Source organism: uncultured Sphingomonas sp., from assembly GCF_964244235.1.
GTDB lineage: Bacteria > Pseudomonadota > Alphaproteobacteria > Sphingomonadales > Sphingomonadaceae > Sphingomonas.
The window spans coordinates 1-16599 of sequence record NZ_CAXTII010000015.1 but is presented as its reverse complement, the minus strand read 5'-3'; the positions used below and the strand labels follow the sequence as shown (position 1 = coordinate 16599).

Here is a 16599-nt window from a genome sequence, read left to right as displayed (position 1 = left end):
CCGGGCATGCGCTACATCGCGGCAGCGCAGCCGGCCGTCGTTGCGAGGAGCCGGTCGCGGTCGGATCGAAGGTCCGCGGCACCGCGCAGGACAGGTTCGGTTCCCTTGCCGAGCCCGGCCCATAAAGCGGCGTTGAACCGCGCCGTGTCGAGATGGTCCTCGACGCTGAAGTCCTGACCCTTCATCGCCGCCGCCCACCAACTGGCGCTGCGTGTCGCGCAGGGGGCGGCCCCTGTCCTGATCGGCGCAAACCGGTCCGCCGGGATCGGCAGGGCGGTGTGGCGCAGCACCTCTGCTGCGACCGCGTGATACTGCCAGTCGGTTGACCGCGGATCGAACAGGTCGGCCATCGGTGCGGCAAGGCCGTCGTTCAGCCCCATCGGTTTCAGCCCGAGCACGCTTTCGATCGTACGAAGCATGTTCACCGTCGTGTAGCGCGTGGACACCAGCGCGCCCTGCTTGACCGTTGCACCAACAACTAACGCAAGCGACCGGCGTGCGTCGACATGGTCCGCGCCGTTCTGCGCATCGTCCTCGATCACGAAGACCAGGGTGGACCCGGCGGCTTTTCCGCGCGCGACCGTCTCGATCACCTGGCCGACGGCATAGTCGTTGTCCGCCATTTCCGCCTCGACCGTGTTCACGCCGTCCAGTGCGGTGTCGAAATCGCCGAAATGATCGTGGCTGAGCCGAAGCAAGGTCAGCGTCGGCAGCGTGCCGGCATGATCCTGCGCGGTATATTCGCGCTGCCATTCCAGCACGCGCCAGTAATCCGCGAGCCGCTGGTCGAAGCCGCGGAAATACGGGTCGCTCCGACTGGCGAGCAGCCGGTCGCCCGGCGTGTAGATGCGCGTGTGGGTCTTCCACGGCTCGCGGACGGGCGGCACGTCGCCGGGTTTGCGCGGATCGTAGATCGACGCGTCCGAAAAGCCGTAATTGCGGACGCTCAGCCCCGCCTTGATCGCGGCGTCCCATAGAAACCCCTTGCCGCGATCGTCGTCGTCGTCGCCGTCCGCATCGGGCGCGGTCAGCAAGGCGGGCCCCGGCATCAGATCGGGATCCTTCGACAGCGCCGGGTTGGTCGCCTGGCGTCCGGCGAGCGTCTGCTGCGTATAGACGAACCGGTCCGCCTCCTCGGCTTCATAGGCGAGCCCGCGCGCGGCGTAGTTCACGGGCGCGGTCTTTTCGAGAAGGTCGGGCACGCGCCCCGCGGTGGTCCAGGTCCAGCCGGTACTCGACTGTTCGCCGGAGTCGTAGAAGTTGTCGAGCGTCACGAACTGGCGCGCGATCGCATGGTGGTTGGGCGACAGCGCCCGCCCGAGGATCGCCAGATGCGGATCGCCGTTGCCGACTTCCAGGTCGCCAAGCACCTGGTCGTAGGTACGGTTCTCCTTCACGATGAAGACGACATGCCGGATGCGCGCGCGCACCGCCGTCATCGCCGCCTCCGCCGCGGTGCGCTCCTTCGCCTGGCCGAGACCGAGATTGGTCGCCACCTGCAGCGTCGTCGCCGCCAAAGTCCGTTCGTTCGGCAGCGGGAACTGGAGCAGCCCCGCCTTTTCCAGCTGGAAGACATATTGGTTGGCGGCCCCGCACGCATTGGGCTGGCCCCGGTAGATGGCGATCTTCGGCGCGCAGCCGAGCGGGTTGGGCCCGGGCGGGCTCTTGCGATTGACGACGAACACGCGCCGCCCGTCGCGGCTGGCGGTGACCGCGCTTGGATACCAGCCCGTCGGTACCATCCCCTGCACCGCCGCGCCCGTCGCCGACGGCGCGACGATGGCGAGCGCGTTGATCCCGCCCATCGTCACCAGCAGTTGCTTGTCCGGTAGCATGGCGAGGCCATCGACGTTCAGCCCCTTGCCGAGCGGCGCGCTGCCTGACAGCGCCGCGGGGAGGCCGAGCCGCGGTTCGGCGACGAGGCGCGCCGCGGCGGTATCGATGATCGCCAGGCGATCGGCATTGTCCTCGGTCGCGAACAGCCGGTGGGTGGCCGGATCGGCCAGCAGCGCGGTCGGCTCGCCGAGCGTCGCGATCCGGCCTGCAACCTGTATCCGGTCACCGTCGATCGTCAGCATGACGACTTGTCGGTCGCGCGGCGCGGAGACCCAGGCGCGCGCGCCGTCCGGCCAGGCGACCGCGAAGGGAAACTCGCCGCCGGGGGTGCCGGCGGCGGCGGGATCGATCTTGCCGGGGCGCAAATCCTGTTCGGCCACCACCTGCCGGGTCGTCAGATCGACCAGGCTGACCGAATCATTGTAATAGTTCGCGACCAGCGCGCGGCGTCCGTCGGGGCTGACCGCGACGCCCGCGGCCTGCGGCTTCACCTCCGCGCCGATCCCGGCGGCATGACCGAGCGCGATCGGCTTGCCTTGTTCGGCAAAACCACGATCGGTGCCGGTGAAGATATGGACCGTATCGTCGACACCCCCGCCGACCACGAACCCATGGCCGTCCGGTCGCCATGCGATGCCGGAAAAGCTGTTCGCGACGGTCAGCGTCTGGATCAGCCGAGCGGCCTGACCGTCGATGGCGTAGCGAAAGATATATTGCACCGACTGCGCCGCCACGGTCTTCCCGTCCGAACCGTTGTAGCGGTTGAAGCCGCTGGTCATCACGAGCATCTGCCGCTCGTCCGGGCTTCGTGCGATCACTGCGGCACCGTCCGCGATATAATCCGGGTTCGGGCCGACATGCGCGACCAGCGGCTCGAACCGCGCGCCGGGCGCGGCCAGCGGCGTGATCTGCTGCCCGGTCGGCAGCGCCTGACCGGACGCGATCGCCGGCCAGGGCAGGGCGGCCAGCAGGATGACGGACAAGCGGGGCATAACGGTCCAGTTCAGCATGGGGTCTTTCGTGGTATCGGGACAGTGCTGCCGATATGTGACGCTTTCGGGACGACCGCCGCTACAGCAATGCCGCCGCGATCGTCAAAAGCGCCAGACCCCCCGACAGCGGCGCGCGCAGCCATAGCCACCATCCGGGCGCGATGCCGAGCCGGTACAGCCGGTAATCGACCAGCAACGCACCGATCAGCGACAGCCCCAGCAGCAGCAGCGACGGACCCGGCCATGGGTCGCCGGTCGTCCACGGCACGGTGGATGCCAGCGCGAGGAGCGAGGGCGCGACGGATACCGTCCAGATCCATTTGTGCGCGCGTTCGCCGGCCTGCGCGGCCAGTCCCCACCATGTGCCCCCCAGAAAGCTCAGTATCAGCGCGGCATAGGCGAAACCGGTCGCGAGCGCGGTGAAGCGCGCGGCGACGTTGCCCGTCAGCAACGTGGCCACCACCGCCGCCTGCGGGATCAGCCCCGCAAAGCCGAGCCAGCGCGCGGCGGCGGGGATATCGCGGAAATGGCGGTTCATCTGCCGGTACTCCGATCAGGCCGTCGCGCAGGTCGCGGCGGCCATGTCCTTCAGGCCGATCGCCGGGTCCGCCAGGATCGCCGGGTCCGGCGAAAGTCCACCGACCACCAATGCCCGCCCCTGGACATAATCCCTGACCGCATTGACGCAGTCGAGCGCGATGACGCGGCCTTGGCGCAGATACACGATCGAAAAGGATCGCGCTGTCGGATCGCCCCGCAGCACGGCCAAGTCGTGGCCGGTCGACAGCCCGACGGTCTGCAGCTTCAGGTCATATTGGTGCGACCAGAACCACGGCACCGAATGATAGGGCTCGGGCGTGCCGGTGATCGCCTTGACGACGGTCGTCGCCATGTCGTTCGCGTTCTGGACCGATTCCAGCCGGATCGGCGGGCCGTCCGCGAACGGGTTGGCGTGGAGCGCGCAGTCGCCGATCGCCCAGATGTCCACAAGCGAGGTGCGGCCATGCGCATCGACCGCGACGCCGTTGCCGCCCGCCGCCCCCGCCGCCAGCAGGGGCGCGACCGCGGGTACGATGCCGATGCCGACGATGACCATCTCCGCCGGTACGATCTCGCCCGTCGCCAGTCGCACGCCCGCGGCGCCTCCGGCCTGTTCCTCGATGCAATCGACGACCGTATTCAACCGGATGTCGATACCATGCGCGCGGTGTTCCGCCTCGTAGAACCGCGACAGCGCTTCCCCCGCGACACGCGCGAGTACGCGGTCCTGCGCCTCCAGCACGGTCACATGCTTGCCCAGTTTAGCAAGCACCGCCGCCGCCTCCAGCCCGATATAGCCGCCGCCGATCACCGCGACCCGGGTCGTCGTCGCCAGTTCGGCCATCATCCGGTCGACATCGGCGCGGCTTCGTACCGAATGCACGCCCTTCAGGTCGTGCCCGGCGCAGGTCAGCCGGCGGGCATGGCCCCCGGCCGCCCAGATCAGTCGGCCATAGCCGATCGTCGTACCGGTATCGGTCGTGACGGCATGCGCGTCCGGATCGACCCGGGCGACTCGCTCGCCGGTCAGCACCGTGATGGCGCGGTCCGGCCAGAAGGCTGGCGGGCGGATCAGGATACGCTCGAACGATTTGTCGCCCGCCAGATAGTCCTTGCTGAGCGGGGGCCGTTCATAGGGAAGTTCGGGTTCTTCGCCGATCATCGCGACCGTGCCGGCGAATTTATGCTGGCGAAGCGCCATCGCCGCCTGCGCGCCGCCATGTCCGGCACCAACGATCAGCACGTCGTACCAGTCCAATGACCATTCGCCCTTCACCAGAGGCCGTCAGGCCGTGACGATCGCCGGTTCGCCGCACGTCTTCATGCCGATAACGGCCAGTTTGCGCAACGTTATCGTCGGGTATCCGAGCGCTTGCGAAAACGCTTTGACAGAATCGGACCCGCGCGGCAAGGCGCGGGCTTCGGCTGCGATCCGGCGGCCATGCGAAAAGAAGTCATATAAACGATGCCAAGCGACATTAGTCGACAGCCTGGGCCACCCGCGGCCACCGTTCGAGACTGATCGCATCCGTCTCGCCCGGGCACCGCAGGTGGCGCGCTCGAGGGTGAGACATGAGACAAATGCATTTCCCGACGCGTGCGGTCCGTCCGTTCTCGCGCATCCTGCGGGTCACCCCGCCGAATGTCGCGGATCTCGTCGCGTTCATATTGCTGGCAGGCACCGCGGTGCTGATCTTCCGCGGCGCGGTCGGCGTCGCCGAACCGCTGTCGCGCCTGTCGATCGTACCGGTCGCGCTCGATCCGTGGAACCTGCCCTGGTATGCGCTCCGGACGACACTCCGGATGTTCGCCGCGTTGTTCGCTTCGCTGGTCTTCACGCTGATCGTCGCGACGATGGCGGCGCGCAGCAAGCGGGCCGAACAGATCATCGTGCCGGCGCTCGATATCCTGCAATCGGTGCCGATCCTCGGCTTCCTGACCTTTACCGTCACCTTCTTCATGCATTTGTTCCCGGGCCAGCAGCTTGGCGTCGAATGCGCCGCGGTCTTCGCGATCTTCACCAGCCAGGCCTGGAACATGGCGTTCAGCTTCTACCAGTCGCTGCGGTCGGTACCGTCCGATCTGGAGGAGGTGTCACGCGGGTTCGGCCTCTCGCCGATCCGGCGTTTCCTGCGGCTCGAACTGCCCTTCGCCATTCCGGGCCTGGTCTGGAACGCGATGATGTCGATGTCGGGCGGCTGGTTCTTCGTCGTCGCGTCGGAGGCGATCACCGTCGGCAACACGACTGTCGCGCTGCCGGGTATCGGCTCGTGGCTGGCGCTGGCCATCCAGCGGCAGGACGCTCGGGCGGTCGCCTGGGCGGTCGGCGCGATGGCGGTCGTCATCCTGCTCTACGATCAGCTGTTCTTCCGCCCGATCGTCGCCTGGGCGGATCGCTACCGGTTCGAACAGACCGCCGGGGCCGAACAGCCGGGCTCATGGGCGTATGATCTGTTCCGCCGTACCCGGATGCTCAAGATCCTGATGGAGCCGCTGCTCGGCTTCGGCCGGATGCTGATGCTGCTCGATCGGATGCCGGGCGCGAAGCCGGCGGAGCGCGATCGCCCCGGTCGCCCTGTCGGCGACGGCGTGTGGAAGGTCGCGATAGCGGTCATGCTGGTCGCCGCGGCGTGGCTGATCGTCGATTATGTCGGCCGTACGCTCAGCTGGGGCGATGCCTTCACCGCCATCGGCTATGCATGCCTCACCCTTTTGCGCGTGATCGTCCTGATCGCAGTGGCGAGCCTGATCTGGGTGCCGATCGGCGTCTGGATCGGTCTGCGACCGCGTTGGGCGGAGCGGCTGCAGCCGGTCGCGCAGTTCCTGGCGGCGTTCCCGGCCAACGTGCTGTTTCCGTTCGTGGTGCTGGCGATCGTCCGCTGGAACCTCAGCCCGGGCATCTGGCTGTCGCCGCTGATCATCCTGGGGACGCAGTGGTACATCCTGTTCAACGTCATCGCCGGTGCCAGCGTGATCCCGACCGATATGCGCGAGGCGGCGTCGATGTTCGGGGTGAAGGGATGGCAATGGTGGCGCAGCGTCGCGCTGCCGGCGATCTTTCCCTATTACATCACCGGCGCGCTGACCGCATCGGGCGGATCGTGGAACGCCAGCATCGTCGCGGAAGCGGTCTCCTGGGGCAACCGCCATATCGAGGCGGCGGGTCTCGGGTCGTACATCGCGAACGCCACCGTCGCCGGCGACTATCCGCGCGTCGCGCTCGGCATCGCCACGATGTCGATCTTCGTGATCGCATTCAATCGGCTGGTGTGGCGGCCGATGTACACCTTCGCCGAACGTCGCCTTCGCCTCGCCTGACCGCCAACACAACGGATATCCCCATGGCAACCACCGCACCCGCCCGCCCGCTCGTCGAAGTAAACGCCGTCAGCCACCGCTATGGCGGCGGCGGCGCGGCGGGCCAGGTCCTGAAGGACGTCGACCTGACGCTGAACGAGCACGAGATCGTCGGGCTGCTCGGCCGGTCGGGGTCGGGCAAATCGACGCTGCTGCGTTCGATCGCGGGGTTGATCGATCCGAGCGAGGGCGAAGTCCGGCTGCTGCCCGACGAAGCGGGGCGTCCGCCCAGCGTGTCGATGGTCTTCCAGACCTTTGCTTTGTTCCCGTGGCTGACCGTCCTCCAGAATGTGGAGCTTGGCCTGGAGGCGCAGCGCGTGCCGACGGCCAAACGGCGCACCCGTGCGCTCGGCGCGATCGATCTGATCGGCCTCGACGGGTTCGAGAACGCCTATCCCAAGGAATTGTCGGGCGGTATGCGGCAGCGCGTCGGCCTCGCGCGCGCGATCGTCGTCAATCCGTCGCTGCTGCTGATGGACGAACCCTTCTCCGCGCTCGACGTGCTGACCGCGGAAACGCTTCGTACCGACCTGCTCGATCTGTGGTCGGAAGGGCGGATGCCGATCAAGTCGATCCTGATCGTCACCCATAATATCGAGGAGGCTGTGCTGATGTGCGACCGTATCCTCGTGTTCTCGTCCAACCCGGGGCGTGTTGCCGCCGAGATCGTCGTCGACCTGCCGCAGCCGCGCGACCGGCTCGATCCGCCGTTCCGCGCGCTGGTCGATGCCATCTATGCGCAGATGACCGCGCGGCCTGTCGCCGTCCCCGCGAAGGACGGTCTGTCCTCCGGGGCCGGGATCACCATGGCGCTGACGGTCGTATCCACCAACGCGATGGCCGGCCTGATCGAGGAGGTCGACGGCGCGCCGTTCGACGGCACCGCCAGCATGGCGGAACTCGCCGATTCGCTGCAGCTGGAGATCGACGAGCTTTTCCCGATCGCGGAGACGTTGCAGCTGATGCGCTTCGCCGATCTGTCCGGCGGCGATGTCCGCCTGACACCCGCGTCGCGCCAATATGCCGCCGCCGATGTCGATCGTCGCAAGGCGATCTTCGCACATGCATTGATCGCGCATGTGCCGCTGGCGCAGCATATCAAGCGTGTCCTCGACGAACGATCCAGCCATTCCGCCCCCGCCCGCCGCTTCCGCGACGAGCTGGAAGATCATATGTCCGAAGACTATGCCGACGAGACGCTGCGCGCGGTCACGCATTGGGGGCGATATGCGGAGGTCTTCGCCTATGACGAGGATCGCGATCTGTTCAGCCTCGATAACCCAATGTGAACTGGCCCATGTGATCGTCGGCGGGATTGCGTGCTTGCGCAAAATGACGGAAAGCATCGAACGCGGGATCACTGTAGGCATCCGCTACGTGGCTTGGCCGGGGAGGATCGCATGAAACTGCTCGCCCTCGACCGGCGGCCCGGCGGGCGTGCCGCCGCATCGATGCAACGTTGACCAATCTGCCGGATCGCCCGTCGCCGGAGGCCTTTCTTCGCCAGGCGGCGCAGGAAGGCCGTGGCCAGCTGAAGATTTTCCTCGGTGCCGCGCCGGGGGTCGGCAAGACCTACGAGATGTTGTCCGAAGGCGCAGCCCGTCGTCGCGCCGGCATCGACGTCATCGTCGGCATCGTCGAAACGCATGGCCGCGCCGAGACCGAGGCGCTGACCCGAGGCCAAGAGATCATACCGCGGCGCGCCATCGCTTATGAGGGTCGCACGCTGCAGGAAATGGACCTCGACGCCATATTGGAACGTCGCCCCAGACTCGCGCTGGTCGACGAACTGGCGCACACCAACGCCCCCGGCAGTCGGCATCCCAAACGGTGGCAGGATGTCGAGGAGCTGCTGGCGAACGGCATCGACGTCTACACGACGATCAACATCCAGCATGTGGAAAGCCTGAACGACGTCGTCGCATCGTTCACGCGCGTCCGCGTCCGCGAAACCGTGCCCGACAGCGTGCTGGAGATGGCCGAGATCGAGGTCGTCGATATCCCGCCGGACGAACTGATCGAGCGGCTGAAGGAGGGCAAGGTCTATCTGCCGCAGGAGGCCACGCGCGCGCTGGCCCATTTCTTTTCCAAATCCAATTTGTCGGCGCTTCGCGAACTGGCACTGCGCCGGGCGGCGCAGGCGGTCGATACGCAGATGCTCGAACATCTGCGCGCCAACGCGCTCGGCGGAACTTGGGCGGGGACCGAGCGGATCGCGGTGGCGGTCAGCGACCTGCCTGGCGCGGACGGCCTGATCCGTGCCGCCAAGCGTATCGCGGATGCACAGCACGCGCCGTGGACCGCGGTCTATGTCGAGACGCCGCGCAGCCGCGCGCTCGGGCCCGAGGCGCACCGCCGGGTCGCGGGCGTGTTCAACCTGGCGACGCAGCTCGGCGCCGCGGTCGTCAGCGTGCCTGCGATGTCGGTGGTCGAGGGGCTGAAGACCTATGTCGCCGAAGCGCGCGCGACGCAGATCGTCGTCGGCAAGTCCGCACGGTCGCGCCTGTTCGAATTGCGGCACGGGTCGGTCGTCGACCGGCTCGTTCGCGAAACTCCCGGGGTCGCGGTGCATGTCATGCCGCTGGAGGAGGCTGCGACCGCGGGCGGTTCGCGGGTGCGGCCGCGGGGCAGCTGGGGATCGTGGGGCGGCTATGCCTGGACGACCGCGATGGTCGCGGTCGTCACCGCGGTCGGGACGGCGTTGTTCCATTTCCTGAACCTCGGCAATGTCGCGCTGCTGTATCTGTTGCCGGTGATGGCCGCCGCGAGCCTGTTCGGGCTTCGCACCGGTCTGTTCGCCGGGCTCGCCTCGTCGCTCGCCTATAATTTCTTCTTCCTGCCGCCGACCTACACGCTGACCGTCAGCAACCCTGAAAACGTGATCTCGATCTTCGTGCTGCTCGGTGTGGCGATCGTGACCAGCCAGCTGACGGCGCGCGTGCGCGTTCAGGCCGATCTGGCCGCCGCCAGCGCACGGTCCAACGCGGCGCTCGCCGGGTTCCTGCGCCAGCTGACGTCGCTCGGCGACCGGACCGATGTGAGCCGGATGATCTGCAGCGAGATCGCGCGGCTGTTCGATCTGCGTACCGTCATCCTGGAACAGGAACCGACGGGCCTGGCGGTGCAGGCCGCGAACATGCCCGACACGCGGCTCGGCACGATGGAATTCGCAGCCGCCGGGTGGGCGTATGATACCGGACAACCCGCCGGGCGTGGATCGGGAACGCTGACCGCGTCCGACTGGCAGTTCCTGCCGCTGAAAGCGGGCGATCGGACGCTGGCGGTGCTCGGCATCGCGCGCGACGACGGAACCGATCCGATCCGCCCGGACCAGCTGCCGCTGCTGCTCGGATTGCTGGACCAGGCGGCGCTGGCGATGGAGCGGCTGCGCCTCGAAGGCGAGATGCGCGACGTCGATACGGTGCGCGAGCGCGATCGCCTGCGCGCCGCCCTGCTGTCGTCCGTCAGCCATGATCTGCGCACGCCGCTCACCTCGGTGCTGACCGCCGCCGCCGAGATCCGGCGCGAGTACGACCACCCGCTCCTCGGCATCATCGAGAACGAGGCGATGCGGCTCAACCGGTTCGTGTCCAACCTGCTCGACATGACCAGGATCGAGGCGGGGGCGCTCAGGCTGCGGATCGAACCCGTGGACCTGACGGATGCGGTGGCGAGCGCGGTGGCCGACACGCGTCGGTCGCTGGAGGGTCATGCGATCGCCCTGCAAGTGCCGCCGGACCTGCCTTTGGTGTCGGTCGACCCGCAGCTGTTCCACCATTGCCTGCTCAACCTGCTGGACAATGCCGGCCGCTACGCCGATCCGGGCACGCCGATTACCGTCCGCGCGGAACGCAGCTACGGCGAACTGACGCTGTCGGTCCTTGACGAAGGTCCGGGATTGCCGCCGGGGCGGGAGGCCGAGGTGTTCGGGACGTTCCGGCGGCTGGAGGGTTCCGATCGCAGTGCCGGCGGGACCGGCCTCGGTCTTGCGATCGTCAAGGGGTTTGCAGAAGCCATGGGCATGACGGTCGCCGCAGCGGGTCGGCACGACAAACAGGGCGCCTGCTTCACGATCCGTTTTTCCGAAGCATTGCTGGTGCTGAATGCCGAGGAATTCGGCGCGTGACCAGCCAGCGTATCCTGATCGTCGATGACGAACTCTATATCCGCCGGCTGCTGCACGGCACGCTTGCCCGCGCGTCCTACGATATCATCGAGGCGACGACGGGACGCGAGGCGCTGGCGCTCGCGGCGAGTGCCAGCCCGGACGCCATCCTGCTGGACCTCGGGCTGCCCGACCGCGACGGCCTGGAACTGGTACCGCTGCTGAAAAAACAGGCCAAGGTGCCGCTGCTCGTCATCTCGGCGCGCGACGCGACCGACGACAAGGTGGCGGCGCTGGATCTCGGCGCGGACGATTACGTCACCAAGCCGTTCGACGGTGAGGAACTGCTGGCGCGGTTGCGCGCGGCGATGCGTCACCGGGTCAGCGCGCAAGGGGCCGATCCGGTGGTCCGCGCCGGCAACCTGCTGATCGACCTCGCCAATCGGCAGGTCTTTCGCGACTCGGTCGAGGTTCATCTCACGCGCAAGGAATATGAGGTCTTGGCCGAACTGGCGATGGCACCCGGGCGCGTCGTGACGCACGCGCGGATCCTGCAGGCGGCATGGCCGCTCGAATATGACCGGAAGATCGAATATCTGCGGATCGTGATCCGCAACGTCCGCCAGAAGCTGGAGATCGATCCGGCCAATCCGCGGATCATCACGAACGAACTGGGGATCGGCTATCGTCTGCTCGCCGACACCTGAGCGCCGCCGCGGCACGATACGACCGGGCGTTATGCAAACACTATGGCAAGGTACGGCTTTCCCTCTCGAAAGCCTATTTGCGCGCCGATAGATGACCGGTCCAGTCTTGGAGCGCGCATTCGGTGGACCCTCGCGAACAATGGACAGGCGGTTGCACCGCAGGCGATGCGGATCGTGACCATGCGGCATCATGACGGGCGGGGCGGTATTGACCCTGGCCGCGATCGTGACCGCGCTGGTGGGGTTCGATCTGTACCTCTGGGGTCGCTTGTTCCTCGTGAAGCGACGGCAACAGGCGACCGAGGCGCGGCCGGCGGATTTCCGGCGCGACCGCGACCCCGGATCGATGGACGGCTATCGTTGAGGCGGTAATCGTCCGGCGGAACGCCGGGCCCTCAATAATGGACCCGGAATTCGACACCGACCCGCCTCGGCGTAAGCACGCCGCTTGCATAATAGCGTTCGACCACGTCGGTGCGGACTAGGTTGAGCGACGACAGATCGTTGCTGACGGCCGTCACCGCATATTTGTCGAAGATGTTGTCGGCGAACATGCCGACCTCGAACTGCTTGCCGATATAGTTCAACGATGCGCTGTGCGTGACATAGCCCGGGATCGCCTCGCCATTGCCGCGCAGCCCGACGCGGGAATAGATGTCGCCGCGATAGACGGTGGCCCAGATCGCCTCGATCTTGCCGCCGCCGCTCATCGGGTAGGTATAGATGAGCCGCGCGCTGCCCGAGTTCTTGGAAGAGCCCGGCAGTCGATCGCCGGCAAAGGCGTTGTAGCGGACGCCCTGGCTTACCACCAGGCCCGGGGTATCTTTGGTGAGGTGTGCGTCGACGTAGGAATATGTGCCAAGCAGGTTGAGGTTGGGGGTGATCTTGAGCGCGCCCTGGAAATCGAAGCCTTGCGAGACAGCATCCGCACCGTTGACCGTGATACCGATCGCACCGTTCACCGTCTGGCTCGGCACCTGCACGCCCGTCCAGTCGATATGATAGCCATCGAGCGTCAACTGAAGCCGCTTGTCGAACAGGCTGGCCCGCACCCCCAGTTCGGCGTTACGCGTCCTGTCCGGACCGTAGAACAACTCGTTGGGTAGCGCACAAAGCACCTGTTTGCCGGCTGCGGCTCTTGCCAGATCGGCTGGCGTACACGCCACCACGTCGTTGACGCCCCCGACGCGATAGCCGGTCGAGTAGGTGAAATAACCAAGCAGGTTATCGCTGACCTTATAGCGTCGCGATCCGCGACCCGAATACGACGTTGCCTCGCCACACACTATCGATGAAGAGGCAAAATAACGATGAAAGGCATAGACGCAATTTATGCCCTCTGCTGCGAACGTAGGCGACGGATCACTTCGTCCAGAAACAGTTGCGTGGCGGTGTCGCGCGACGGTTCGGCACGGGCCAGCAGAAAGATGTCGTAGGATGGCTCGGCATCCGAATGGAGCAGCGGCCACAGCTGGCCGCGTGCGACCGCCTGCTCGGCGGCAAGCACCGGCAGGAAACCGATGCCCACGCCGAGCACGATCAGACGGGTCGCCTCGTTGATGTCCTCCGCGCGGCCGTTCGCCCGGCTTCCCAGCCGGTAACGCCGACGCAGCCGCGCGATCGTGTCGAACTCGTCCTCGCCGGTCAGTACGAAGCCTTCGTCCTTCAACTCTCCCAGACGTTCGATCCGGTGCCCGAACAGGGGATGGCTGCGGGCACAATAGAGTTGCTGACGCTCGACGAACAACGGCTCGTAGATCAGGCTGCTGCGGACGCTGCTGTCATAGCCGACCCCGATCTCGGCCTCGCCATGTTCCAGCGCGTCGAGCACGGACCGCCACGGGGACACGCGGATCTCGATATGGATGTTGGGATTGCGACGATGGAAGCTTGCGATGGATTCGTCGAATTCGGGCGACGCAACCGCCGAGATCAATTGAATCCGGACTGCCCCTTCGATCCGCTTGGTTGCCTGCGCGACCTGGTGCGGCACCATCCGTGCCGTCTCCAGCATTTCTTCGCACAGCGCGAGCAATGCAGTGCCGGCCGCTGTCGTCTCCACCCCCGCCGAGGAGCGGTTCAGCAGCTGCACGCCTACCTGTTCCTCCAGGCGTTTCAATGCGGCGCTGACGCTCGGTTGCTGCTTGTTCAGTTTACGCGCCGCCGCCCCGATCCCGCCCGCGCGAACGATCTCGACGAAGTTGCGCAGAAGGTTCCAGTCGACCCGGCTGGCGAAGGTCTTGTCAGGCAAGGTCGCACGATCGACCAGACAACTCACTCCCCGACATATTCCGGAGTGTAGTTTAGCCGTGGCCCATCCGGGTGCAACACGCTTGCTCGTGGGCGACCGCCAGCGGTCTAGGCGGCAGCGACGACGCAGGTCCGAGCGATCGCCGCACGCCGGGATCGATCAGATCACATGCCCAGCAGACGCTTCTGGAAGAGCCGCCTGACCATCCTGTCCTCGAGGATTCGGCCGGCAACGTAGAGGGTCGCGAAAATCCCCGCGAAGACGTAGGCGGGTATAGGCGTGGGTTTCTTGTCGTCGTCCCCCTTCTTGCCCTTGGCGTCTTTCTTGGGTTTGTCGGGTGCCGGCGCGCCCAACGCCTTGTCGATCGGGTGCATCGGCATATTGGCGCGTTCTTTGGCCCTCTTCGCTTCCGCCGCCTTCTTGGATTTGATCGCGGCTTCGGTGGGCGGTTTCTGAAGCTTGCCGATGGCGATGGTCAGCCCTGCAAAGCTCAGAAAAAGCAGCGGGGCAAGAAAGCAGAAAAGCAAGGTCCGGCTGATCAGGTGGTAGCGCAGTACGGGGCCTGTCGTGCCTCTTTCGATCTGCACCACGCCACTATCGAATACCGACAATTTATCCTGCGCCGCCGGGTCCTTGGTCCGGAATTTCAGCGTGTCCTTTGTCCGCTCGTGGGTCGTACCGGCTCCGTCCATCAAGGGTGCAAGCCGGTCGAGCGCGGTTTCGGTCGATTGCTGCGCCGGGAGCGCCAAGCTGCCCCTGATGTGCCAGATCCAGTCGATGATCCGCGCGTTCGATCGATATCCTCCGGCGCGCGTCCTGTCGCCGCTCTGGACCGACACGCTCACGCGCGACCGCTTATCACGACCATCGCCGGGCAATTGGAAGCTTGAACGTAAACATAGCCAAGTTCCTGTCGGTCACTCGGCGGGTACCGACGCCATTCGGCCGTAGCGTTGCCTGATAGCCTTCCAGCCCTCGGTGAAGGGATAGGTCATCTGTTCGCGAACCGACATGCGCCGACCGCCCTCCATGCCCAGCAGTTCCGCCTCGCCATCGATGCAAGTGCCAAATATACGATCGATAAAGATGTAGGAATTGGCGTAATTGCTTCGGGTCGCTTCATAATCCTGCGAATGATGAAGGCTGTGATGTTCGGTGGTGTTGAACAGATACCGCCACCACCGCGGAGAATTGAACCGGACATTGATGTGCTGGTAGGTGCCGATCGCCATGCCGACAGCCCCGGCAAGCAGCGCGGCCCGCGGGAGGAAGTCGAACAGTCCGCCGATACCGAGGCCGATGAGGAAAAGCTCCAGCGGGTTGCCCACCGCGCCTTTGTTGACATTCAACTGCGTGATATAGTGATGCACCGAATGGGGCAGCCATAGCGGGTACCAATTGTGCATCGCCCGGTGCATCCAATATTGTCCGAACTCGAAGATGAACGAGATAAGGAATGCCTGCACGAGCAACGGCAACGCCACGAACCAACGAAACTTGTCCCAGTTGTAGGAATTCTGAACGAATTCGATCACCGCATCGGTACCGATGAAGCCATCGACGGTACGGAGGACCGTATAGCCGAGCCCGACATAGAACAGGTCGGTGATGAGTTCCTTCCAGGTCAGCTGCCAGCTAGCGAAGCGCGGGTTCACCCATTCGAGTCCGAGCAGCAACAGGGTGAAGCCGATGTGGATGCCGATGGCGGTCGATGCCTTGGCGATGGAGTTGGGTGCATAGAACCAGAATGCTATCAGTGCGAACAACATGACGGGCTGAAACCAGGTGAATACGAACTGCTTCACAGGGCCACCCTGTACCTTGGGGATGTTCTCCCAGCCTATGGTCACGGGTGCCTGCGTTCCGATCACCCGATTGCCTACGCGAATGCCTTCCATGGTGTCCTCGCGGTTCCGAACATCGTGTCGCAACTGCCCCAGATTTCGGAGCGGCGTCATACGTCATCGGACGTAGAGCCTCGAATAAAGGCGAGTCTCGATCACGAGGGCAAGCTATGCGGCGCTGGCGTTCAAGATCGGCGACAAGCCTTTATCTCGTCGCGGCTCTTGCATGCGATCGTGGCGGCCTTAACCGCTTCAATTTCGTAATCCGGCCGAGCGGACAGGCGCTCTCCGACCTTCTCCGGACGCGGCATCAACCCATCGCGAATTCGATTGTAGAACGATGCGCGGGAAAGGCGCGTCGCAACGCAGCCTTCATCGGTAACAGAATATCGTCGGCTTCGCTCGGCCAGTACTGGCCGAAAGTTTCATGGGGGCGGTTGCCGTAAAAAAAGAAACCGGGTTTTTGAATGCCCCGGCGGATGGCCTGCCGCTACACGCTCTCCGTTCGTCGCAAATATGCGAATGGTTGGGGTCGCCAGCGCAACGCCAGATGACAGCACGACGAGACCCAACGGCGCCATTCGACCTCTGCAAAGCATTGCCGAGGCGCCAGCAACGGCAAGCGCCCCAATGCGAATCTTCCAAGCAAGACCGACCGCCGATCCTCGCAGCAACGCTTCGATCGAAGCGCCGTCGACCGGCCATGCTGGAACCCCAGCCATTCCCGCAGCCATCAGATCTATGGAGACGAACGAGACACCGACGCCAGCGCCGCGCATGTAATGAGCAGCGGTGTGAGCGGCACGACCTCGACGCGCCGTCCGGCAGGAAGGGCGTAAAGCGCGAAGGCGGAAAGACCGAACAGGACCGACATCGTTGCGTACAAAACGAGTCGGACGGCGATCTCGAGGCCACCGCCACGGGCAGGGCGCAAAAGGGGGACTCAAAGCCAGGCCACTGGCCGTTC

12 protein-coding genes are annotated in these 16599 nt (G+C 65.5%); 5 read left to right on the top strand and 7 right to left on the bottom strand.

Going from position 1 to position 16599, the window contains the following annotated elements:
• Positions 1 to 11 precede the first annotated feature (11 nt).
• From ACFE7D_RS04590 to ACFE7D_RS04580, 3 genes are all read right to left on the bottom strand, one after another.
• A complete protein-coding gene (locus tag ACFE7D_RS04590; RefSeq protein ID WP_375394247.1) occupies positions 12 to 2828 on the bottom strand; it encodes a hypothetical protein in 2817 nt (938 codons plus the stop codon).
• 79 nt (positions 2829 to 2907) lie between these two features.
• Positions 2908 to 3366 (bottom strand): DUF3429 domain-containing protein, encoded by a 459-nt coding sequence (locus tag ACFE7D_RS04585; protein WP_375394246.1) that lies wholly within the window; start codon positions 3364 to 3366, stop codon positions 2908 to 2910.
• Between the two features lie 15 nt (positions 3367 to 3381).
• The gene (locus ACFE7D_RS04580; RefSeq protein WP_375394274.1) at positions 3382 to 4626 is read right to left on the bottom strand and encodes an NAD(P)/FAD-dependent oxidoreductase; all 1245 of its coding nucleotides are present in this window, start codon (positions 4624 to 4626) and stop codon (positions 3382 to 3384) included.
• A gap of 323 nt (positions 4627 to 4949) precedes the next feature.
• Between ACFE7D_RS04580 and ACFE7D_RS04575 the strand changes: the two genes are divergently transcribed.
• The 5 genes from ACFE7D_RS04575 to ACFE7D_RS04555 all read left to right on the top strand — a co-directional run bounded on the left by ACFE7D_RS04575 (position 4950) and on the right by ACFE7D_RS04555 (position 11901).
• Positions 4950 to 6686: an ABC transporter permease gene (locus ACFE7D_RS04575; RefSeq protein WP_375394273.1), complete on the top strand. Its 1737-nt coding sequence runs from the start codon at positions 4950 to 4952 to the stop codon at positions 6684 to 6686.
• Positions 6687 to 6709: 23 nt separating this feature from the next.
• On the top strand, positions 6710 to 8014 hold the full coding sequence (locus ACFE7D_RS04570; protein WP_375394245.1) for an AAA-associated domain-containing protein: 1305 nt from the start codon (positions 6710 to 6712) through the stop codon (positions 8012 to 8014).
• Positions 8015 to 8184: 170 nt separating this feature from the next.
• Positions 8185 to 10851 carry a DUF4118 domain-containing protein gene (locus ACFE7D_RS04565; protein WP_375394244.1) on the top strand — a complete coding sequence of 889 codons (2667 nt, stop codon included), beginning with the start codon at positions 8185 to 8187 and terminating at the stop codon, positions 10849 to 10851.
• A complete protein-coding gene (locus tag ACFE7D_RS04560) occupies positions 10848 to 11537 on the top strand; it encodes a response regulator (protein ID WP_375394243.1) in 690 nt (229 codons plus the stop codon). The genes ACFE7D_RS04565 and ACFE7D_RS04560 overlap by 4 nt, the downstream gene beginning before the upstream one ends.
• Positions 11538 to 11727: 190 nt before the next feature.
• Complete coding sequence (locus ACFE7D_RS04555; RefSeq protein ID WP_375394242.1) at positions 11728 to 11901, top strand: hypothetical protein; 174 nt, start codon at positions 11728 to 11730, stop codon at positions 11899 to 11901.
• 31 nt (positions 11902 to 11932) lie between these two features.
• Here the strand turns inward: ACFE7D_RS04555 and ACFE7D_RS04550 are convergent, their stop codons facing one another.
• From ACFE7D_RS04550 to ACFE7D_RS04535, 4 genes are all read right to left on the bottom strand, one after another.
• A complete protein-coding gene (locus tag ACFE7D_RS04550; RefSeq protein WP_375394241.1) occupies positions 11933 to 12823 on the bottom strand; it encodes a TonB-dependent receptor domain-containing protein in 891 nt (296 codons plus the stop codon).
• Between the two features lie 44 nt (positions 12824 to 12867).
• Positions 12868 to 13806: a LysR family transcriptional regulator gene (locus ACFE7D_RS04545; protein WP_375394272.1), complete on the bottom strand. Its 939-nt coding sequence runs from the start codon at positions 13804 to 13806 to the stop codon at positions 12868 to 12870.
• Positions 13807 to 13952: 146 nt separating this feature from the next.
• Positions 13953 to 14537 (bottom strand): hypothetical protein, encoded by a 585-nt coding sequence (locus tag ACFE7D_RS04540; RefSeq protein WP_375394240.1) that lies wholly within the window; start codon positions 14535 to 14537, stop codon positions 13953 to 13955.
• 168 nt (positions 14538 to 14705) lie between these two features.
• Positions 14706 to 15686, bottom strand: a complete 981-nt coding sequence (locus tag ACFE7D_RS04535; protein ID WP_375394239.1) for a sterol desaturase family protein — start codon at positions 15684 to 15686, stop codon at positions 14706 to 14708.
• Between the last annotated feature and the right edge of the window lie 913 nt (positions 15687 to 16599).